This is a genomic window from Rhizobium sp. TH2 (genome assembly GCF_024707525.1).
Lineage (GTDB): Bacteria > Pseudomonadota > Alphaproteobacteria > Rhizobiales > Rhizobiaceae > Rhizobium_E.
Genome location: NZ_CP062231.1, coordinates 1,803,177 through 1,821,768, shown reverse-complemented (window position 1 = coordinate 1,821,768; position 18,592 = coordinate 1,803,177). Strand labels below are relative to the sequence as shown.

25 protein-coding genes are annotated in these 18,592 nt (G+C 59.8%); 12 read left to right on the top strand and 13 right to left on the bottom strand.

Features of this window, described 5'->3' with window-relative positions; all coding sequences use genetic code 11:
• Window positions 1–12 precede the first annotated feature (12 nt).
• The 6 genes from IHQ71_RS09170 to IHQ71_RS09145 form a co-directional block, all read right to left on the bottom strand.
• Window positions 13–840, bottom strand: a complete 828-nt coding sequence (locus IHQ71_RS09170; RefSeq protein WP_258161664.1) for a calcium-binding protein — start codon at window positions 838–840, stop codon at window positions 13–15.
• A 348-nt stretch (window positions 841–1,188) separates the two neighbouring features.
• Window positions 1,189–2,490: a murein L,D-transpeptidase gene (locus IHQ71_RS09165; RefSeq protein WP_258161663.1), complete on the bottom strand. Its 1,302-nt coding sequence runs from the start codon at window positions 2,488–2,490 to the stop codon at window positions 1,189–1,191.
• A gap of 229 nt (window positions 2,491–2,719) precedes the next feature.
• Window positions 2,720–3,313 carry a hypothetical protein gene (locus tag IHQ71_RS09160; RefSeq protein ID WP_258161662.1) on the bottom strand — a complete coding sequence of 198 codons (594 nt, stop codon included), beginning with the start codon at window positions 3,311–3,313 and terminating at the stop codon, window positions 2,720–2,722.
• Between the two features lie 57 nt (window positions 3,314–3,370).
• Window positions 3,371–3,610 (bottom strand): type II toxin-antitoxin system RelE/ParE family toxin, encoded by a 240-nt coding sequence (locus IHQ71_RS09155; RefSeq protein ID WP_308737931.1) that lies wholly within the window; start codon window positions 3,608–3,610, stop codon window positions 3,371–3,373.
• 87 nt (window positions 3,611–3,697) lie between these two features.
• Window positions 3,698–3,988, bottom strand: a complete 291-nt coding sequence (locus tag IHQ71_RS09150) for a ribbon-helix-helix domain-containing protein (protein ID WP_258161661.1) — start codon at window positions 3,986–3,988, stop codon at window positions 3,698–3,700.
• A 61-nt stretch (window positions 3,989–4,049) separates the two neighbouring features.
• Window positions 4,050–4,406, bottom strand: coding sequence for a hypothetical protein (locus tag IHQ71_RS09145; RefSeq protein ID WP_258161660.1), 357 nt, complete (start codon window positions 4,404–4,406; stop codon window positions 4,050–4,052).
• Between the two features lie 195 nt (window positions 4,407–4,601).
• Here IHQ71_RS09145 and IHQ71_RS09140 point away from each other — a divergent pair, with 195 nt between their 5' ends.
• Window positions 4,602–4,835: a hypothetical protein gene (locus tag IHQ71_RS09140; protein ID WP_258161659.1), complete on the top strand. Its 234-nt coding sequence runs from the start codon at window positions 4,602–4,604 to the stop codon at window positions 4,833–4,835.
• A 123-nt stretch (window positions 4,836–4,958) separates the two neighbouring features.
• Here IHQ71_RS09140 and ldtR read toward each other — a convergent pair whose 3' ends face one another.
• Window positions 4,959–5,468: a transcriptional regulator LdtR gene (gene ldtR, locus IHQ71_RS09135; RefSeq protein ID WP_258161658.1), complete on the bottom strand. Its 510-nt coding sequence runs from the start codon at window positions 5,466–5,468 to the stop codon at window positions 4,959–4,961.
• Window positions 5,469–5,615: 147 nt separating this feature from the next.
• Entirely contained in the window at window positions 5,616–6,053 is a 438-nt protein-coding gene (locus tag IHQ71_RS09130) for a DUF6163 family protein (RefSeq protein ID WP_258161657.1), read from the bottom strand.
• A 165-nt stretch (window positions 6,054–6,218) separates the two neighbouring features.
• Between IHQ71_RS09130 and hemB the strand changes: the two genes are divergently transcribed.
• Window positions 6,219–7,232: a porphobilinogen synthase gene (gene hemB / locus IHQ71_RS09125; RefSeq protein WP_258161656.1), complete on the top strand. Its 1,014-nt coding sequence runs from the start codon at window positions 6,219–6,221 to the stop codon at window positions 7,230–7,232.
• 176 nt (window positions 7,233–7,408) lie between these two features.
• On the opposite strand, the gene IHQ71_RS09120 is transcribed toward hemB, so the two are convergent.
• Window positions 7,409–7,609 carry a hypothetical protein gene (locus IHQ71_RS09120; protein ID WP_258163017.1) on the bottom strand — a complete coding sequence of 67 codons (201 nt, stop codon included), beginning with the start codon at window positions 7,607–7,609 and terminating at the stop codon, window positions 7,409–7,411.
• A 35-nt stretch (window positions 7,610–7,644) separates the two neighbouring features.
• Between IHQ71_RS09120 and IHQ71_RS09115 the strand changes: the two genes are divergently transcribed.
• From IHQ71_RS09115 to IHQ71_RS09100, 4 genes are all read left to right on the top strand, one after another.
• Window positions 7,645–8,109, top strand: coding sequence for an RDD family protein (locus tag IHQ71_RS09115; protein WP_258161655.1), 465 nt, complete (start codon window positions 7,645–7,647; stop codon window positions 8,107–8,109).
• Between the two features lie 88 nt (window positions 8,110–8,197).
• Complete coding sequence (locus IHQ71_RS09110) at window positions 8,198–8,956, top strand: arginyltransferase (RefSeq protein ID WP_258161654.1); 759 nt, start codon at window positions 8,198–8,200, stop codon at window positions 8,954–8,956.
• 23 nt (window positions 8,957–8,979) lie between these two features.
• Window positions 8,980–9,861, top strand: coding sequence for a DMT family transporter (locus IHQ71_RS09105; protein WP_258161653.1), 882 nt, complete (start codon window positions 8,980–8,982; stop codon window positions 9,859–9,861).
• A 56-nt stretch (window positions 9,862–9,917) separates the two neighbouring features.
• Complete coding sequence (locus IHQ71_RS09100) at window positions 9,918–10,154, top strand: AbrB/MazE/SpoVT family DNA-binding domain-containing protein (protein ID WP_258161652.1); 237 nt, start codon at window positions 9,918–9,920, stop codon at window positions 10,152–10,154.
• Here the strand turns inward: IHQ71_RS09100 and parC are convergent, their stop codons facing one another.
• The gene (gene parC / locus IHQ71_RS09095) at window positions 10,155–12,404 is read right to left on the bottom strand and encodes a DNA topoisomerase IV subunit A (RefSeq protein WP_258161651.1); all 2,250 of its coding nucleotides are present in this window, start codon (window positions 12,402–12,404) and stop codon (window positions 10,155–10,157) included.
• Between the two features lie 210 nt (window positions 12,405–12,614).
• On the opposite strand from parC, the gene IHQ71_RS09090 reads away from it, so the two are divergent.
• The 3 genes from IHQ71_RS09090 to IHQ71_RS09080 all read left to right on the top strand — a co-directional run bounded on the left by IHQ71_RS09090 (window position 12,615) and on the right by IHQ71_RS09080 (window position 14,979).
• Complete coding sequence (locus IHQ71_RS09090; protein WP_258161650.1) at window positions 12,615–13,022, top strand: hypothetical protein; 408 nt, start codon at window positions 12,615–12,617, stop codon at window positions 13,020–13,022.
• A 136-nt stretch (window positions 13,023–13,158) separates the two neighbouring features.
• Window positions 13,159–13,557, top strand: a complete 399-nt coding sequence (locus tag IHQ71_RS09085; RefSeq protein WP_258161649.1) for an Ig-like domain-containing protein — start codon at window positions 13,159–13,161, stop codon at window positions 13,555–13,557.
• A 231-nt stretch (window positions 13,558–13,788) separates the two neighbouring features.
• Window positions 13,789–14,979 (top strand): hypothetical protein, encoded by a 1,191-nt coding sequence (locus tag IHQ71_RS09080; RefSeq protein WP_258161648.1) that lies wholly within the window; start codon window positions 13,789–13,791, stop codon window positions 14,977–14,979.
• A 116-nt stretch (window positions 14,980–15,095) separates the two neighbouring features.
• On the opposite strand, the gene creD is transcribed toward IHQ71_RS09080, so the two are convergent.
• The 3 genes from creD to IHQ71_RS09065 all read right to left on the bottom strand — a co-directional run bounded on the left by creD (window position 15,096) and on the right by IHQ71_RS09065 (window position 17,194).
• Entirely contained in the window at window positions 15,096–16,544 is a 1,449-nt protein-coding gene (gene creD, locus IHQ71_RS09075; protein WP_258161647.1) for a cell envelope integrity protein CreD, read from the bottom strand.
• A 174-nt stretch (window positions 16,545–16,718) separates the two neighbouring features.
• The gene (locus tag IHQ71_RS09070) at window positions 16,719–16,865 is read right to left on the bottom strand and encodes a hypothetical protein (RefSeq protein ID WP_258161646.1); all 147 of its coding nucleotides are present in this window, start codon (window positions 16,863–16,865) and stop codon (window positions 16,719–16,721) included.
• Window positions 16,862–17,194, bottom strand: coding sequence for a helix-turn-helix transcriptional regulator (locus IHQ71_RS09065; protein ID WP_258161645.1), 333 nt, complete (start codon window positions 17,192–17,194; stop codon window positions 16,862–16,864). Before IHQ71_RS09065 ends, IHQ71_RS09070 begins: the two co-directional genes overlap by 4 nt.
• Window positions 17,195–17,244: 50 nt before the next feature.
• On the opposite strand from IHQ71_RS09065, the gene IHQ71_RS09060 reads away from it, so the two are divergent.
• From IHQ71_RS09060 to IHQ71_RS09050, 3 genes are read left to right on the top strand one after another with little or no spacing between them, the layout of a single operon-like run.
• Window positions 17,245–17,733, top strand: a complete 489-nt coding sequence (locus tag IHQ71_RS09060; RefSeq protein ID WP_258161644.1) for an SRPBCC domain-containing protein — start codon at window positions 17,245–17,247, stop codon at window positions 17,731–17,733.
• Window positions 17,734–17,743: 10 nt separating this feature from the next.
• Window positions 17,744–18,220, top strand: coding sequence for an SRPBCC family protein (locus IHQ71_RS09055; protein ID WP_258161643.1), 477 nt, complete (start codon window positions 17,744–17,746; stop codon window positions 18,218–18,220).
• Window positions 18,221–18,229: 9 nt separating this feature from the next.
• Window positions 18,230–18,592, top strand: a complete 363-nt coding sequence (locus IHQ71_RS09050; RefSeq protein WP_258161642.1) for a hypothetical protein — start codon at window positions 18,230–18,232, stop codon at window positions 18,590–18,592.

Here is an 18,592-nt window from a genome sequence, read left to right as displayed (position 1 = left end):
TCAGCGAATGTCTCAGACCAGTTCGAAGTCACCCACATCAAGAGTGCCAGCGATGATGGACGAAGCCACGAACTCGGAAATCAGGGTCAAGCCGCCGGCGCCAGATCCGTTCTGGTCGAACCACAATCGGCCAGCGTCGCCTTCATAGATGAACTGCGCGTTGCCGCCGACCGCCGTGATCGTATTGGAATTGACCAGTTCGTTGGCATCCAGCGAGCCTCCGAGACCGAACTCGGACAGATCGATCATCAACATGTCTGCGTTTTCGGTGAACGACTCGATCGTGTCGTAGCCCTGCCCGAACTGCACCCACGCTGTGGTGTCGCCATAATTCATGTGGAGCGTGTCGAAACCCGCATCGCCGCGAATGACACCGGCTGCGTCGCCGGTCGTGTAGGACGCGCCGTAGAGATTGTCGTTGCCGGCGCCGCCGACTGCCATGCCGTCGTCGCCGGCCTGCAGGTAGTCGGCAAAGGCCGTGCCGATGAGGTTGTCCATCTTGACGAACGTGTCGCCTGCCGCATAGCCGAGCGCAGTGTTGTTGACGAAATAGACTGTCACACCTGATGTCGCCGACGAATAATCCGCGGTGTCGATGCCCTTGCCGCCCTTGAACTGGTCGGCGCCGAGGCCGCCTTCCATCGTGTCGTCGCCCTTGCCACCGGCGAGGATATCGTCGCCGTCGCCGCCGAAGAGAAAATCGTCGCCTTTGCCGCCATTGATGAAATCGTTGCCGAAGCTGCCATAAAGGAGGTCGTTACCGCCCTTGCCGTAGATGAAGTCGTCGTTGATGCTGCCGTTGATGGTGTTGTTGCCACCGTTTCCGTAGTAATTGGCCATTGGTTCGATCCTTCGTATTGGGTTCCAGCGGCAGGAGTGGTTCCGGTAGGCTGCCGCTCTCTATGGACCAATGGTGCGGCCGTCCCATGTCGGGTGCTGTTCCCCACGAAACTGCGAAAGGTGGCCAGACGTCGTAATTCAAGCCAAGATGCTGCTGATTTTGCTTATGAATTTATTTGCATGGATCAGCATCGAAAGAAGGTCCGGCCGAGCCCTCGGCGCCGGGAAAACCTTTTACTTTCAAAATCTTGTAGAAATTCATCGAGACGGATGGCAGATCCGGCCCAGACAAACGAAACCGCCCGGACTTTCATCCGGGCGGCTCGAAATCCATTCCTGTCGGGCGGCTTAGTTCGCGACGACGGGTTCCTGGTTAAGGCCGGTCTGCAGCGCCAGTTCCTGCGCGCCGTCCATCTGGTAGATGTCGTCGCGGAACTGCACGACGCGGTCCTTGGCCGACCAGGCCGTGACATATTTGAAATAGATCGGAATCTCGTTCGTCACCTGGATCGGCGTGTTGACGCCCGTCCTGATCGTCGCCTCGATCTGCTGGCGGCTCCAGTCGGGCTGATCGCGGAGAATCCAGGTCGTCAGGTCGCGCACGTTCTGGCAGCGGACGCAGCCCGAGGATTCAAAGCGCGACAGCTTGTTGAACAGGCCCTGCGACGGCGTGTCGTGCATGTAGGTGGCATGCTCGTTGTGGAAGTTGATCTTCGTCGAGGCCATGGCGTTGATCTTGCCGGGGTCCTGCCGGAACATCAGGTCGGGCGCCTCGGCATTCCAGTCGATCGTTGTCGGATCGACTTCGTTGCCCTTGCCGTCGAACAGCCGGATTTTGTTGTCTGCAAGGTATTTCGGGTCCTTGCGCATCAGCGGCATGATGTCCTTCTCGACGATCGAACGCGGCGCGGTCCAGTAGGGATTGAGCGTGACATTATAGATCTTGGAGTCGAGGATCGGCGTCGGACGGCTGATACGGCCGACGATTGCGGTATGGCGCTGGGCAACGCGATTGTTCTCGACGGCTTCGATATAGGCGGCCGGAATGTTGACCATGACGTAACGCTGGCCGAGATCCACGGTGATCGCGTTGACGCGCTCGAGATTGGTACGCAGTTGCATCAGCCGCGTATCGGCCGGAATGTTGATCGCTTCAAGCGTGTATTTGCCGATGACGCCATCGAGCGGCAGACCGTGGCGGGCCTGGAAGCGCTTGACGCCCTCCTCGACCAGCGAGTCGTATTCGTTGGAAATGCCGGCGGACTTGGCGAGGTCGCCCGATATCATCAGACGCTTGCGGAGTTGCGCGATGGCGGGGTCGCTCATGCCGATCTTGAGCTTGACAGTGGTGCTGACCTTCGGCCAGCCACCATTGGCAACGATCGACTCATAGTCAAAGATCGCCTGTTGCAGGTTCGCGGAGGCGCCAGGTCCGAAGATCGGGTTTTTGGTCGAGATCGCTGCCGCGGTACGCGAGGCCTTGGCGTCGAACTGGTCGTCCCAGTTGCCACGGCGCGGCGCATTGATGATGTCCTCCATCGATATGTCATCCGCCAGCACCGGTCCGGCAACGACGGCGGCGCCGAGGGCGGCGGCCGAAGTCAGGAACCCGCGGCGGGAAATGGATGAAAAACTGTCACGTTCTGACATGCGATCTGCCTTCCTGTTGTCCCGGCAAAAACTGAAAATCAGCCTCTCGCCTAACACGAATATGGTTAACGAAGTGGGGACGCATGTGCAGCTTTGCAGCCGACGAGCGGTTCAGACAATATCAAAACCGTCCGGCGGCGGCCCCTACCCTGTTTGACCACCCTCATGTGGCGTCGATGTCACATTATTGTGGCGGCATTGTGCTGGATTCATCGCATGGTGTGGAACATCAGTTCTGTTCCTTCACAACCCTGAACTTGGTGTAATCCTTGTACTCCGTGAGCTTCTGGAAGTTGGCGCCGAACCAAGCCGAAATCGTCTTGGCCTGGTCCATCGTATCGAGCTTGATGGTCGATGTGCCGGCACCGCGCGGCAGCGTCTGGCCGGGGAACATTTCCTCCAACTGCCCATCGTCGGTGATGCCGCTCAACAGATAATAGTCGCCATCGCGGATGGTGACGAAGCCGAGCCCGCTCTCGCTGAGGCTCGGTCGCAAGCCCTCGATCGTCTGGGCGAAGCGGATGAGGTAGTTGTTCTCGCTGATCTTCCGCGCCTGCACAACAAGCCGGTTGGGCGTACCGTCGTCGAAGGTCACGACGTAGCGCAGAGCCTCGGTTTCGCGCTCCGGCGTGATCGTCGCGAATGCCTTGTAGACCTGCTTGTCCTTCTCGAATGTCTCGAGCCGGAAGGGCTTGTCCGAGGGGAAGCCGGGAATCGCATCGCCCGCCGCCGTCGGATCGGGCAGGACGGTGTCGGATTCAATGGTGCAGGAAGTGACAAGCAAGAGTGCAGCGATCGCCAGCACGGTTTTGAGGACGTTCATATTGGTCTCCAGGCGGGCCATCGGCCCTGTTGGAGAAAGAACGTTTCGGGGCGGGGTTTAATTTGACGGAGGCAATTCGTCTTGATCCTTGGAATCAAGATAAAACCTTTCAAAATCCCGTCCGCCGTAGAAGACGTTGACGATGCGGACGCGATCGGGTTCAACTTTGTAGGCGATCAAAGCCGAATGCTCGAAAGGCACGACACGCAGACCCGGTTCGAGATCTTCGCGAGCGCGGCCGCCGTTGGGCACATCGCCGATGCGGCTGCATCTGGCCCTGATGCGCCTCACAAACATTTTGGCAGTCTCTCGGCTTTCACTTCTTGATTCGACGTAACGATAGATGTCTTCAAGATCATAATGGCGGAGTCTCTATACGAGACCCTAAGACGACGCATTGTCGAGTTCCCGATCCACTCTCTCGAACATCGCTTCGATCGCGGCCTCCGCCTCTTCCTCGGTTAGATCAGGACGAGGATCATCGAGCGACTTTCGGATGCGTCTCTTCATCATCGCAAGCGTTTCCGCATGCTCATCCCGATCCCGCTGCCAAAGCCGCATCGCGTGCCGGATTACTTCGCTCGTGGAGGCATATTCGCCAGCATCGACGCTCTCGCGGATCGAGCGCAACATTTCAGGCGTCATCGTGATCGAGATTTTTTCAGCAGCCTGCATGGATTTTGCCTCCATTTCTCATACTGCGAGAAGTAGCATAAAATCCTACCGGACGCGAGACCTACATGCTGGCGTCGGTCATCTCGTCGGACCGCAGCACGGCATCGACCTCCGCCAGCAATTCCCGGCGGCGGGCGGCGCGGTTGGTGGCGATGCGGGTCATCACGTCCTCGGGCAGGTCGTTGACGACCTTGGCCGTCGCCTCGTTCTCGGCAATATCCATCAGGAGGTTGCGCATGACGCCGTTGGCCTCGCGGAGATCGAGAATCTCGACGGTCATCTCGTCCCGCTGCGTCACCAGCTTCTGCGCGATGATCCGGTCGATCTGCTGGTCGACGAGGCGCTTCTTGGCGGCCATCAGGTTGATCGCGGCAAAAGTCAGCGCTATCGCGCATGCACCGAGAACGAATAACAACATCTGACCTGACCTTTCAAAACCTTCCGACCACGAGTGATATGTTGGGCTTGGAGGGATGGAAGTCAATGGACAGTCGGCAGGTATGGAGAGACGAAATTCGCCGCGCATGGCCCACAGCCCGTCCGATTTCCACAAGGACCCTATGAAACCGGCCCGCTTACTGATAGCACGGCCTTAGCAATTCAGAGAGAGACCATGAAGCCAGAAGAAAAGTACCAAATCATCCTCAATGCATTCCACAGCAACAGGTACGGCGTTTCGCCGACCGCGACGCGCGGCGCAGTCGAAAGCTATGCGAGGAAGCATCTGCTCGAAGGCAAGGATTACACCGAAGCCCTCGAAGGCGCCATGGCCGCCGGGCTTGTCGGCCAGGGTGCGGATGCGATGATCACGATCCGCAATGCCGGACGGAAGCTGCTGCCGCGCTGATCGGGGGGTAATGGCCGATCGAGATCGAGATCGAAACACGAGAAACGCGACGCAGCTTTTGCCACGTCGCATTTCATCTGTCCTGCATGACTGGAGGAAATGCAGTCCGGCCTGCCTAGCCGATTAGAGCCGATACAAAATCTGGTCGTTCCAGAACCGATCCAATCTCTGCAGCAGCTTGTTCATCTGGCCGAATTCGTCGGTGCCGATGCCGCCGACCTTGTGGATCGAGCCGACATGGCGCTGGTAGAGTTTTGCCACCGTTTCGGCGACGTCCTGGCCCTTGTCGGTCAGCGAGATGCGGACCGAGCGGCGGTCGATGCGCGAGCGGGCGTGGTTGATGAAGCCGAGGTCGACCAGCTTCTTGACATTATAGGACACGTTCGAGCCCATGTAGTAACCGCGCGAGCGCAGTTCGCCGGCGGTCAGTTCGGAAGAGCCGATGTTGAAGAGGAGCAGCGCCTGCACGGCGTTGATGTCGTCGCGGCCCTGGCGGTCGAACTCGTCCTTGATGACATCGAGGAGACGGCGGTGCAGCCGCTCGACCAGATGCACGCTTTCGAGATAGAGATTGTGGATGACCTGCTCGGAGGGATCGATCGCCTGGACTGGGGCCTTGAGCTTCGCGTTCATTTTTCTGCCTCACTGTTTAACGGCGGTCTTGTTTTTTCTGTCCGCCTTATGTGATGCAAATTACCGCGTGCCTCTAAAATTCTACTTAAATCATAGGATTAACAGGCTCTTACTGCTTTCATTCCATCTGTCTTGGTCAACAAGCCGTTACCTGGCTGCGAATTTCGGGCCTGCCTTGACCGGCTTTTTGAGCCACAATGTGACCCTGAGCGCCACGTAGAGGGCGACCGTCGAGGCGATCATCAGCAGCGTCGGACCCGAGGTTCCGAAGATGCCCGGAAAGCTCTCGTGGCGTGCAACTTCCACCGCCGCCGTCACCGTCCAGACCACTGGCCCCCAGGAGCCCTTGAGCCACAGGCCTATGGCTGCCACCGGGTAGAGCACCGAAAGTGCCGCCGCCGCCGCCTGCATGTCGGTGTCCAGGAGATCGAAGCGCAATATGCCGTTCGAGCCGTAGCCGATCAGATCCGACCACGTGTCGAGCGCGAACCACAGGCAGGCCACCGCCACCATGCGCATGAAGATCGTCATCAGCAGTTCCGGCAGGAAGAAAGTCGCCCGCGGCAATGTCTCGGTATCGGTCATATCGCGTTTCTAGCCGATCGAAACTCCGATGAACAGTCTTGGGCGGAAATCCTGCCTGCAATCCAATAATGGGACGATCCGCCGCCCTCCCCCGCCCGGCAATCCCTTTTCCTTTTGCCTCGGCGCATGCTAATCCGGCCCCGGATCGATCGAAGGACGAGCAGGATGACCGACAAAACCCATCTCGTGGACCACATAACCGGCCACCGCCGCATGCGGCGCAACCGCAAGGCCGACTGGACACGGCGCATGGTGCGCGAGAACCAGTTGACGGTGGATGACCTGATCTGGCCGATCTTCCTTGTCGCGGGCTCGGGTATCATCGAGCCGATCCCGGCCATGCCCGGCGTCAACCGCATGAGCGTGGACAAGGCTGTCGAAGCGGCGAAGCAAGCGGCCGATCTCGGCATTCCTGCCCTTGCCACCTTCCCCAACGAGGATCTATCGCTGCGCGACGAGACGGGCTCACATTCGCTGGTCGAGAACAACCTGATCAACGAGGCGACCCGGGCGATCAAGAAGGCGGTGCCCGGGATCGGCATCATCACCGATGTGGCGCTCGATCCGTTCACAAGCCACGGCCATGACGGCATCCTGCGCGGCGGCATCATCGTCAACGACGAAACGGTGGATGCGATTTCCCGCGCGGCCGTCATGCAGGCAGACGCGGGTTCCGACATCATCGCGCCTTCCGACATGATGGACGGCCGGGTCGGCGCGATCCGCCGGGCGCTGGATGCGGCCGGGCATCAGGATGTCGGCATCATGTCCTATGCGACGAAATTCGCATCCGCTCATTACGGACCTTATCGCGAGGCGATCTCGACCAGCGGCCTGCTGCGGGGCGACAAGAAGACCTATTACATCGACCCCGCCAACGGCACCGAGGCGCTGCGCGATGCCGCGCTCGATGTCGAGGAAGGCGCCGACATGCTGATGGTCAAGCCAGGCCTGCCCTATCTCGATATCTGCTGGCGCATCAAGCAGGAGTTCGGCCTGCCTGTTTTCGCCTACCAGGTGTCGGGCGAATATACGATGGTGAAAGCCGCCGCAGCCCAGGGCTGGATCGACGGCGAACGGGTGATGCTCGAACAGTTGCTGTCTTTCAAGCGTGCCGGCTGCGACGGTATCCTGACCTATTTCGCCATGGATGTGGCAAGGCTGCTTGCAAAGCGCTGATCGCAACTCCGCTTCCCGGGCGTTCGGAACCCTTTCCGACATAGTCGGCTTGAGGACGGCGCCTTTTGCATATGAGGAATGTTGAATTGTGCGTTGCAGCATCGACGCTGCCACACCAACTTTGGATGCAGAATTAACAACGGAGAATCCCGATGTCCCGCATCCAATCCAGGACTTCAAACTACCTTGGCCGTGCCCTCACCGTGTTTGGCGCGGCAGTCGCGGCCGCCGCAGCAGCCGAAAGCGGCCACCAGCCCCGTTCGCGTGACCTTCGCACTCTTGGCGTAGACCCCGACGCCTTCGCGAAGATTCATCTGCGCTAATAAACCGCGAACGAAATTCGCCAAACTCTTGCGCCGGCGCGCTTCAATGTCCATCTCTCAGTCGAGTGTTTGGCAATGGGATGACTGCGATGACTGATACATATCAACAGGACGGGCAAAATCTCGACCATGCCTTCGACGGCGTGCTGACGCGACGCGTCCTGGCATTCGTCATCGACTACATGCTGATCGCGGTGCTGCTGGTGCCGGCCTGGGTGATCCTGTTCTTCTTCTCGATCCTGACGCTCGGCCTGGGCTTCATGCTCTATCCGGTCTCCTTCTTCATCGTCGCGGGTCTCTATTTTGCGCTGACGCTAAGCTCCGAACGTCAGGCGACGCCCGGCATGCAGGTGATGGACCTGACGATGGAGCGCGACGATGGCCGCCGCATCGATTTTTCGATCGCCGTCGTCCATGTCATCGCCTTCTGGGTGATCAACTCGCTGTTGACGCCGTTCCTGCTGCTGGCCGGCCTGTTCACCTCGCGCAAGCGGCTGATCCACGACATGCTGCTCGGCACCTGCATGATGCGCGCCAGTGCGACGTATCGATAGAAACCATCGTAATAATCCGGGATTGACGTTTCATAATCTTTCGCCATGCTTGGTCGAATAGCCAATGGCGAGAGAATCTCTCTAGAGAATGAATACGCAGGTCCACCCTTCGCCGCAGTTTTTCATGACGGCCCCCGCGCCGTGCCCCTATCTGCCGGGCCAGACCGAGCGCAAGGTCTTCACGCATCTCGTCGGCCAGCGCGCGCCGGAGATGAACGATATCCTCACCCAGGGCGGGTTCCGCCGGTCGCAGAACATCGCCTATCGTCCGGCTTGCGAGAACTGCCGCGCCTGCGTCTCGGTCCGCATCATCATCGACGAGTTCGAGCCGACAAAATCGATGAAGCGGGCGGTCGCCGGCAATGCCGACCTGCTGGCCAAGGAATATCCCGCCGAACCCTCGACCGAACAGTTCGCGCTGTTCCGGCAATATCTCGACAGCCGCCACCAGAAGGGCGGCATGTCCGACATGACCGTGCTCGATTATGCAATGATGATCGAGGACACGCATGTGAACACCAAGGTCATCGAATACCGGATACGCGAGGAAGGTGACGGCATCGCCGAAAAACCGGCCGGAAGGCTGGTTGCGGTGGCGCTTACCGATTCGATGGCCGACGGCCTCTCCATGGTCTATTCCTATTACGATCCATCGCTGACCGACCGCTCGCTCGGCACCTTCATGATTCTTGACCATATCCGCCGCGCGAAGGCCAAGGGCCTGCCGCATGTCTATCTCGGCTATTGGGTCGAGGGTTCGCGGAAGATGACGTATAAGACCCGCTTCCTGCCGCAGGAGCATCTTCTCATGCAGGGCTGGACCCGCTACACCCCACCTGCCGAATAATTCCTTTCGCGGATTCCCGCATCATGCCCTTTTCAAAATTGTCCCCTCACATGAAGGGCGTCTTGCTGACCTTTTGCGGCGGCCTGGCACTGTCCTTCGATATCCCGGTCCTCAGGCTTGCCGAGGGCGAAATCTGGTCGGTGCTGTTCATGCGTTCGATCCTGACGGTCGGGATCGCCATCCTCATCATTTTGGTCATCCGCTTGGTGACCGGCAAGGCACCGCTGCTCGTGCCGGGCTTCCCCGGCGTGATCGTCGCGATGCTTTACGCAGCGTCGACCGTGTTCTTCATGCTGGCCGTGTTCAACACGACGTCAGCCAACGTCGCCTTCATCCTGGCCTTCAACCCGATGTTCGGCGCTCTGCTTTCCTGGCTGTTCCTCGGCGAGAAGCCACGCCGCGCGACCTTCGTCGCCATGGCTGCGATGACAGTGGGCGTGCTGATGATCGTGGCGAACGGCCTCGAAAGCGGCCACTTCTGGGGCGACCTCGCGACGGCCGCCTCTGCCCTCTCGATCGCCGGCGCGCTGACTTACAGCCGGGCCTCGCGCCAGGATTTCGGCTTCACCCCCATGGTCGCGGCCATCCTGCCCGCCATTATCGGCGGGATCGTGATGTTCCAGGGCACCGGCTACCAGATCGACGTGCCCATCTGGATCTACCTCAACGGACTGTTCCTCACCCCCTTCGCCTTCTGGGCGCTCGCCATCGGCCCGAAGTACCTCTCGGCCGCCGAAACCGGCATGGTCTACCTGCTCGAAACGGTGCTGGCCCCGGTCTGGGTCTGGTTGATCTTCACCGAGGAACCGCCGGTGCCGACCTTGATCGGCGGCGCGATCATTCTCATCGCGCTGGTATGGCACTCGACGCACACGATGCGGCGGGAGGAGATACCGCTGCATTGATTACCTCGAGTTGCATGTGATACCTTACCAATATCCATCGTAACCGAGCGATCAAGATGGAAAATCCGCAAAACGACGACACCCTGGGCATCCTGTTTCCAGACGAAGTGGTCGAAGAGATTGGGCTTAAAGAAGGCGATGTCTTCGATGTCGTCGACACTGGTGATGGCTTCGCTTTACGTCCGGTGAACCCGGAATTGGCAGAACGAATGCGGGGCGCATTTCAAAATCCTTCGACGTTTAAGGCGATCTTGCAGGACCTGTCTAAACAGAAGCGCCGGTTCCCGCTCTGATCAGCCCGCGAACTTACCAGACCGTGGGAAACCCTTGGGCACCGTCCGGCCGGCGGTCGCGCGATCGCCCATCCACTCCGTGAGCTCTTCCCGCTTCCGCACGAAGTTCCGCCCGGCGGAATCGTCCCAGGAGAGCCCGTCCTCCATGTTGAACACGCGGAGATCGGAGATTCCGCCGTCCTTGAAGCGCTGAAGCCGGACGCCCTTGCCGCGGCTCATCTCCGGTAACTGTGCCGCCGGAAAGACCAGCATCTTGCGGTTCTCGCCGACCACCGCGACATGATCGCCCTTGGCCGGAATGACCAGCTTGGCCTCGTCGGGCATCGACACGTTGAGGATCTGCTTGCCCTTGCGGGTATTGGCGACGAGTTCGCCCTCGGGCACCAGGAAGCCATAGCCCTGATGCGAGGCGACAACCAGCTTGCGCGACGTGTCGAGCACGAAGGCGGTCAGCACGTCCTGGTCGTTGTCCATGTCGATCATGATGCGGAGCGGCTCGCCGTGGCCACGCCCGCCCGGCAGCTTGTCGGCGCCGAGCGTAAACGCCTTGCCACCCGTGGTGAAGATGATGACCTTGTCGGTGGTCTGGGCATTGAAGGCGATCTTGAGGCTGTCGCCTTCCTTGAACTGCAGTGCCGAGCGATCCGTCGTGTGGCCCTTCAGTGCGCGGATCCAGCCCTTTTCCGAGACGACGACCGTCACCGGCTCCTTCTCGATCATCGCCTGGCTGATTGCCTCTTCATCAGTCTCTGGCGCATCGGCAAAATCGGTGCGTCGGCGGCCGAGCGGCGTTGCCTTGGCGAATTTCTTCTTCACCTCGCCGACTTCCCAGGCGATGGTGGTCCACTGCTTGTCCTCGGAGGCGAGCAGCGCCTCGATGCCCGCCTTCTCGGTGGAGAGATTGTCGAACTCGGTGCGGATCTCGAATTCTTCCAGCTTGCGCAGAGAGCGCAGCCGCATGTTGAGGATCGATTCCGCCTGCAGGTCGGTGAGGCTGAACCTCGCCATCATCACCTGCTTCGGCTCATCCTCCTCGCGGATGATGCGGATCACCTCGTCGATGTTGAGATAGGCGATCAGGTAGCCGCCGAGGATTTCCAGCCGGCGGTCGATCTCTGCCAGACGATGCCTCGAGCGGCGGATCAGCACTTCCTTGCGGTGCGCCAGCCATTCGACCAGCACCTCCTTCAACGACATGACCCTGGGCACTTTGCCCATGGACAGCACGTTCATGTTGAGCGAGATGCGGTTCTCGAGCTCGGTCAGGCGGTAGAGCTGCTCCATCAGCAGCGCCGGATCGACGGTGCGGCTCTTCGGGATCATCACGATCCGCACGTCCTCGGCGGATTCGTCGCGGATATCCTCGAGCAGCGGCAGACGCCGCGCGAGTAGTAGTTCGGCGATCTTCTCGATCAGCCGCGACTTCTGCACCTGATAGGGAATTTCGGTGATGATGATCTGGTAGCCGCCGCGGCCGAGATCCTCCTGCACCCATTTGGCGCGCACGCGGAAGCCGCCGCGGCCGGTCGCATAGGCGTCGATGATCGTCTTTTTGTTGTCGATGATCGTGCCGCCGGTGGGGAAATCCGGACCCGCGACATGCTCGACAAGGTCCTCGATGGTCGCATCGGGTTTCTTGATCAGCAGCAGCGCGGCATCGCAGAGTTCATGCACATTGTGCGGCGGGATGTTGGTCGCCATGCCGACAGCGATGCCGGACGAGCCGTTGGCGAGAAGATTGGGGAAAGCGCCCGGCAGCACGACGGGCTCTTCGTCTTCCTCGTTGTAGGTCGGGCGAAAATCGACCGCATCCTCGCCGATGCCTTCGAGCAGCAGTGAGGCGACCTCGGTCATCCGCGCTTCGGTGTAACGCATCGCTGCCGGGTTATCGCCGTCGATATTGCCGAAATTGCCCTGGCCATCGACGATCGGATAGCGGATGGCGAATTCCTGCGACAGCCGCACGAGCGCGTCGTAGATCGACTGGTCGCCATGCGGATGGAATTTACCCATCACGTCGCCGACGATACGGGCGCATTTCTTGTAGGCGGTATTGGGCCGCACGCCCATCTCGCTCATCGCGTGGACGATGCGGCGATGCACCGGCTTGAGGCCGTCGCGGACGTCAGGCAGCGCACGGTGCATGATCGTGGAGAGCGCGTAAGCTAGATACCGCTCCTCGAGTGCTGTCTTCAGATCGACCGGCTGGATGTGGTCGCCGCCGCCGGGCGGCTTTTCGATGCTTGCCATGGATTCGCTTTAGCCAAACGAGCAGGAAAGGGCAAGGATTCCACGTGATTGCGCTGTGGATAGCCCGTCGGGATAGATGCCGAATTGACACGTATTAACTGCAACTTGGAAAATCATCACGGGTGGATTGAATGGCAAATATATTTCCTGCTATCAGCGATAGCGGCGCAACCATCACGCGCCATATGCAAGTATAGTTCAGGGGCATCCATGCGCATTATCATTCAGGCTCTCGCTTCACTGGCGATCCTGCTTTCCACTTTATCGCCGGCTTCGGCCGAAACGCTCGACGCGAAGGCCAACACCGTCAATGAGGTGGGCTTTTTCTACTTCTACGGTAGCCGAGCCTATGGCTGCCACACGCTGGGCAAGGGTGTCGTGAGAGTCAACCGCCAGCCGGAGCACGGCGCGATCAGGACCGAGTGGCGCAAGCTGCCGATGAGCAATGCCCGCGGCTGCAAGGGCAACGTCGGACAGGGACTGGCGGTCTGGTACACCCCGCACAAGGGCTACAGGGGCACGGACAAGTTCAGCTTCACCATGAACGTGCCAGGTCTGGCGCCCGGTGCCAGCTATGGCGGCTCCAAGCACTGGAACATCAAAGTCAACGTGAAGTAATTCACGTGGCGATTTTCCGGACATTCCATACCGGGCCAGATCGGCGCGCCCACGGCGGCGCGCCGGCAATCCAATAGCGGGCATCGGTACCACGCCGCATGCCGCCGTCTCAACAACATGCCACCAGGGGCCTCTCATGCGTCTTTTCGCTATCGCTTCCGCAGCCTTTCTTGCCGTCATCTCCACAAGCGTGCTCGCCGGCACTTTGGAGGGCGGCGTACCGGCCAACCGCACAACCAGAATCCACGCATTCACTGTTGCCGACTTCTCGAACTGCACTGTGGCGGGAAAGCCCAAGATGACGATTTCGACAAAGCCCCAACACGGTACCATCACGTTCAAGTGGGAATTTGTCCCTGCCGGGAAAATACGGAATTGCACCAACAACCGGACCAAGGCGATGTCCGTCTATTATACGCCGGCTCCCGGCTTTCATGGGACCGACACCTTTACAGTTGGATATCGCCTGCCCGACATGTCGGACTACCAGACCATCGGCTACCGGGGCCAGAAATTCATCCTGCATGTGAAGTGATAGTGAGCACCAAAAGAGCCGGGATCTGCTGTGGCGAAAACCCGTTACGAGAATCATTTGGCTGACTTCGGGAAAGCTTGAACTCGCGGTTACCATAACCGCGAGTTCCCCAAAAAAAGTCTGAATTCCAGTGGGATATTGCCTGGCTTGAGAATATAAACGGCGCATCAACCGTTTTTGCCTGTGGATGCATTCCAACCGAATTCTGACCTCTTAGAAAGGGACCACCCCATGAAATTGAACCGCTCCTTCAGCGTGTTGCTCGCCGGCACCGCGTTTTTCGGCTTTGCAAATTCGGCCTTCGCGCTCGACGGCAATGACGTGCTCGCCAAGATCAACGCGGTTTACAGCGTCCAGGGCGGCAAGATCGAGGCTGCTTCGACCTCCGTTGATGGCGCCAATGTGAAGCTGACAGGCGTCACCGTCAGCGCCGCTGGCACGGACGGCAAGTCCTTCCCGATCGGTGATGTCACGCTGGAAAATGTCGAAGAAGGCGACGAAGGCTACACGATCGAGAAGATCGCATTTTCCGATATCAACACCACGCAGGAAGGCGCGACGATCACCGCCACCGGCATGAGCATCGGCGGCGTCTATATCCCGAACGAGCCGAAGCCCGGCACGATCGATTCCATGATGCTCTATGAAAACTTCGCCGTCGGCCCCGTCACCGTATCGGCGCAAGGCAAGCAGGTTTTCGCGTTCGAAGGCGCCGAAGGCAATCTCACCGCCGCCGAAGACCAGAGCAAGTTCGATTTCGACGCCACCGTTTCCGGCGTCAATATCGACATGACCGCCGCTCCCGATCCGAAGGCGCAGGAAGCCATCACCGCACTCGGGCTGCAGAACGTCAAGGGCGAAGTCACCATGAAGGGCTCGTGGACGGTCGCCGACGGCAAGTTCGAAATGAGCGAATATGCCTTCGACTTCGACAATGTCGGCCGCCTCGACATCAATTTCTCGATGTCGGGCTACACGCTCGATTTCATCAAGGCGATGCAGGATGCGGTCAAGGCTTCCGAGACCAATCCTGACAAGGCCGCCGGCCAGCAGGCGCTCGGCATGGCCATGATGGGCCTGATGCAGCAGTTGATCTACAACGGCGCCTCGGTCCGCTTCGACGACGCCGGCATCACGGCCAAGGCACTCGAATTCGCCGGCAAGCAGCAGGGCGTGGACGGCAAGCAGATGGCGCAGTCGCTCAAGGGCATGCTGCCGATGATGCTCGGCATGATGAACATGCCCGACCTGCAGAAGCAGATCGAAGCTGCCGCAGGTGCCTATCTCGACGATCCGAAGAGCCTGACCGTCTCGGCCAACCCGGCCCAGCCGCTCGCAGCCCCGCAGATCATGGGTGCCGCCATGGGCGATCCGGCCAACCTGGTCAAGACGCTTAATGTTCAGGTGACTGCGAACGATTGATCGGCGGTTCGTAACAAACATCGCAAAATGGAACCCGGAAGGCCAAGCCTTCCGGGTTTTTTGTGCTGTCAGGGTCTCCAGCGATCCGGGCGGCTCGCACCGCCCGGACCCAATCGTCATTTCGCCTCGCGGCTGCCCGACCAGTCGATGTTGCGGGTGAAATACATCGTCGCCGCGATCGTCACGAAGGAGATCAGGGCACCGGCGAGGAGTGCATATTCGTCCTCCCTGAGGATCAGGTACATCACCGCATAGGACAGGCCGAGCACGACCGCGAGCGACACCCCGCTCCGTCGGCTGCCCGTGACGGTGCCGACATAGGAGGCGATGAGCAGCATCGTGGCGGTGGCGGCGATGCCGTAGGCGATGATGAAGCCGAGATGCTCGGAGAGTGCCAGCAGCATTATGTAGAAGATGATCAGCGCCAGGCCGGTCAGCACATATTGCACCCAATGCACCATCCTGCCGCCCTTCAACTCGATGATGAAGACGGCGAAGAACATCAGCGAGATGAAGCCGACCGAGTATTTCAGCGTCCGCGATACGATCTGGTAGAACTTCACCGGCTCGACGAGATTGACCGACATCAGGTTGCCGCCGAGCGGCAGCACGTTGGATGCGATCACCTTGTCGACGCCGCGCGCGAGATAGGGGATGGTCCAGGCCGCCTCGAAGCCCTGCTTGGTGATCGTCTTCGTCTCCGGCAGGAACAGGCCCTCGAAGCCGGGATCCGGCCAGTTGGCTGATGCCGTGAACATGGTGGTCTGGCCCGCCGGCGCGAGCGAGAATTTCGCCGAGCCGTTGAGCGACAGGTCCATCTCGAAGGTGAAGCCCTTCTCGATTATTGCACGATCGATTGGCCGGTTGATGCCGGTATCGCTCTGCGCATAGGCCTGGGTGGAGTCATACTCGGAATAGCCGCTCTTCAATCCCTTTATGCTCTTCATCCCGGGCTGGAATGGCAGTGCCGCGCCGCCATCGATCTTGATATCCGCGTTGGAACGGATGCCCGATATGTCGGCGATGTTCATGACGAGGAAGGCGCGGTCGAGATCTGGTACGCCCTCGACCTGCGCCAGGCTTTGCCGCAGGTCGGTGCCGAACCGGCCGCTGAACTTCATCTTGGCGTTATAGACCGGCAGCGAATAGATCGAGAGTTTTCGCGCTTCGGTGTCAAGCTTGGTATTGACCTTCATCTCCTCGGGCATCAGCAGCGCCCATTCCGTCACCCGCATCGTGGTGATGGTGCCGTTGTTGTTCTGGCTGCGGTTCACACTCATGGGCACGGCGAGATAGGGTCCGTTGACGATCTGGGGACCGCCCCACCCCGCCGAGATGCGAGCGGAAACTTCGTTGGCGCGCTCGGCCCGTTCCTCGACCAGTGCCCAGACGAGCAGTGTCGGAATGAGCAGAAGAACGGTCAGCACGCCGATGATGATGAATTTCACGCCCGGCGAGCGCATGAGGGTGGAAAAGCCGCCTGCCCGCGAGGGCTCGGCAAACGTTTCGGCCGAAGGCGGCAACACGCCAGCCTGCCGATCGATCTCATTGTCTTGATCTGTCATCGTATTCCCCTGTGGTGTCAGCTGATCAACTCAGCCGGGAAGATGCTGCGAGGGGATTACGGCCGCATCACTGCGGAAATTCGCCGGGATGCAGGCGATATTCCGGCATTTCGAGGGAATCGGTCCATTATGGCTAGAAGATCAGAAAGTGGCTCGCATCAAGTTCTTCCAGCGTCACGCGCCTTCGACATCCTGTGGGACCACGCCGTCCGCGCGCTGCAGGTCTGTCGCAAGCTCGCCGGCACCAATCCCGTCGCGGCTCGACGCCCTGATCCGCAAGACGATCTGGCCCACCACCGAAACGCAAACTCGACGCCTCACACGGCCTGCCCCTCCATCCCCGCCTGCATCGCCGTCAGCACGCTCATCGCGTGCCCCGCATACTGGCTGATCCAGCGGTCGTGGATCTCCTGGATCGGCATCGCATTGAGGTGGTTCCAGCGCTCCCTGCCCTCGCGCGTTACCAGCACCAGGCCCGCCCCCTCCAGCACTTTCAGATGCAGCATGACCGTGCAGCGATCCATATCCGGGAACGCGACACACAGCGCCCCGGTCGTCTGCGGTGCATCCCGCATCGCATCGAGCATCCGTCGGCGCGTGCCGTTGGCCAGCGCTTTAAAAATCTCATCGTCTTTGGAATCAATTGACATGTTATGTTTTTATAACATATCCTGAGGCCAGTCAAACGATGGAGGACAGCATGACGCTGGAATTTCGTGTGAACGGCCGCATCGGCAAACCTGTGGCGGAAGTCTTCGACGCCGTCGTTAACCCCACCAAGCTCTCGGGCTATTTCACCACGATCGGCGGCGCCAGCGCGCCGCTCGTCGCCGGCACCACCGTGACCTGGTTCGGCATGGCGCCCGTCATCGTCGATGAGGTCGAGGAGAACCGGAGAATCGTCTTCCGCTGGGATGCGATGGTCGACGAGGGCGAGGACGCCTACAAGACCAAGGTCGAGATGCGCTTCAAGCAGCTCGACGACGGCGGCACCATGGTCACCATCGCCGAAACCGGTTGGCGCGAGAATGCGCGCGGCCAGAAATCGTCCTACATGAATTGCGAGGGCTGGTCGCAGATGCTGGCCTGCATGAAGGCCTATGTCGAATACGGCATCAACCTTCGTGATGGCTATTATCCCTCCGAGATGAAGGGCGTCGTCGCATCAGAGCAGAATATCGAGATGTAAGGAGGCTCCCATGACCGAACTCATTGCCCGAAGCGAACTTCTCATCCGCCGTGCGGTTCCCGAAGTCTTCGAGGCCTTCGCCGACCCTACGATCACCACCCGCTTCTGGTTCAGCCATGGTTCGGCGCGCCTGGTTGCAGGTGCCGAGCTCGACTGGACGTGGGAAATGTACGGCTTCACGACGCATGTCCGGGTGCTCGCAATCGAACCCCACAGTCTTATCCGCATCCTGTGGGATACGGAAAACAATCCCACAGAGGTCGAATGGCGTTTTCGCGAATACCGCTCAGGCCAGACCTGGATCGAAGTCGAAAACAGCGGCTTCAAAGGTGACGATGACGCCAGGCTACAGGCAGTACTCGACTCCACCGAAGGTTTCGCACTGGTCCTGGCCGGCGCGAAAATCTGGCTCGAACACGGTATCGAGCCGAACTTCGTACTCGACCGCCATGCCGATAAACGGGTCGATGGCTGGAAAGACAGATAGGAGAGAGCCATGAAATCAGAGATCGAGGGCGGTATCAACATCGCCATGAAAGTGCCGTCGCACCAATACGAAGCTGTTGTCAGCTTCTACCGCGATGTGGTGAAGCTGCCCACCTTCGATGCCAAGGCCCCAGCCATCGGCTTCGTGCTCGGCCCCAACCGTCTGTGGATTGACGAGGCGCCGAACTATACGCAGGCCGAGATCTGGCTCGAACTCTTTACGAATGACCACAAGGCTGCGCTGACCCATCTCGAAGCGGGCGGCGCTATCCGCTGCGACCAGATCGAGGATCTCGGCGAAGGCTTTCGCGGCGGCTGGATCATGAACCCCGCCAATGTCGTGCACATGGTGCGTACGCCGGATGCGTGGTGA

Coding starts and splice junctions, on each gene's coding strand:
- IHQ71_RS09130 (WP_258161657.1), bottom strand. CDS start 6,053: ATGACCGATACCGAGACATTGCCGCGGGCGACTTTCTTCCTGCCGGAA.
- IHQ71_RS09160 (WP_258161662.1), bottom strand. CDS start 3,313: ATGAACGTCCTCAAAACCGTGCTGGCGATCGCTGCACTCTTGCTTGTC.
- IHQ71_RS09090 (WP_258161650.1), top strand. CDS start 12,615: ATGCGCATTATCATTCAGGCTCTCGCTTCACTGGCGATCCTGCTTTCC.
- IHQ71_RS09170 (WP_258161664.1), bottom strand. CDS start 840: ATGGCCAATTACTACGGAAACGGTGGCAACAACACCATCAACGGCAGC.
- IHQ71_RS09165 (WP_258161663.1), bottom strand. CDS start 2,490: ATGTCAGAACGTGACAGTTTTTCATCCATTTCCCGCCGCGGGTTCCTG.
- IHQ71_RS09060 (WP_258161644.1), top strand. CDS start 17,245: ATGACGCTGGAATTTCGTGTGAACGGCCGCATCGGCAAACCTGTGGCG.
- IHQ71_RS09085 (WP_258161649.1), top strand. CDS start 13,159: ATGCGTCTTTTCGCTATCGCTTCCGCAGCCTTTCTTGCCGTCATCTCC.
- IHQ71_RS09155 (WP_308737931.1), bottom strand. CDS start 3,610: ATGTTTGTGAGGCGCATCAGGGCCAGATGCAGCCGCATCGGCGATGTG.
- IHQ71_RS09110 (WP_258161654.1), top strand. CDS start 8,198: ATGAATACGCAGGTCCACCCTTCGCCGCAGTTTTTCATGACGGCCCCC.
- IHQ71_RS09050 (WP_258161642.1), top strand. CDS start 18,230: ATGAAATCAGAGATCGAGGGCGGTATCAACATCGCCATGAAAGTGCCG.
- parC (WP_258161651.1), bottom strand. CDS start 12,404: ATGGCAAGCATCGAAAAGCCGCCCGGCGGCGGCGACCACATCCAGCCG.
- IHQ71_RS09105 (WP_258161653.1), top strand. CDS start 8,980: ATGCCCTTTTCAAAATTGTCCCCTCACATGAAGGGCGTCTTGCTGACC.
- IHQ71_RS09150 (WP_258161661.1), bottom strand. CDS start 3,988: ATGCAGGCTGCTGAAAAAATCTCGATCACGATGACGCCTGAAATGTTG.
- hemB (WP_258161656.1), top strand. CDS start 6,219: ATGACCGACAAAACCCATCTCGTGGACCACATAACCGGCCACCGCCGC.
- IHQ71_RS09140 (WP_258161659.1), top strand. CDS start 4,602: ATGAAGCCAGAAGAAAAGTACCAAATCATCCTCAATGCATTCCACAGC.
- IHQ71_RS09100 (WP_258161652.1), top strand. CDS start 9,918: ATGGAAAATCCGCAAAACGACGACACCCTGGGCATCCTGTTTCCAGAC.
- creD (WP_258161647.1), bottom strand. CDS start 16,544: ATGACAGATCAAGACAATGAGATCGATCGGCAGGCTGGCGTGTTGCCG.
- IHQ71_RS09055 (WP_258161643.1), top strand. CDS start 17,744: ATGACCGAACTCATTGCCCGAAGCGAACTTCTCATCCGCCGTGCGGTT.
- ldtR (WP_258161658.1), bottom strand. CDS start 5,468: ATGAACGCGAAGCTCAAGGCCCCAGTCCAGGCGATCGATCCCTCCGAG.
- IHQ71_RS09120 (WP_258163017.1), bottom strand. CDS start 7,609: ATGGACATTGAAGCGCGCCGGCGCAAGAGTTTGGCGAATTTCGTTCGC.
- IHQ71_RS09145 (WP_258161660.1), bottom strand. CDS start 4,406: ATGTTGTTATTCGTTCTCGGTGCATGCGCGATAGCGCTGACTTTTGCC.
- IHQ71_RS09080 (WP_258161648.1), top strand. CDS start 13,789: ATGAAATTGAACCGCTCCTTCAGCGTGTTGCTCGCCGGCACCGCGTTT.
- IHQ71_RS09115 (WP_258161655.1), top strand. CDS start 7,645: ATGACTGATACATATCAACAGGACGGGCAAAATCTCGACCATGCCTTC.
- IHQ71_RS09065 (WP_258161645.1), bottom strand. CDS start 17,194: ATGTCAATTGATTCCAAAGACGATGAGATTTTTAAAGCGCTGGCCAAC.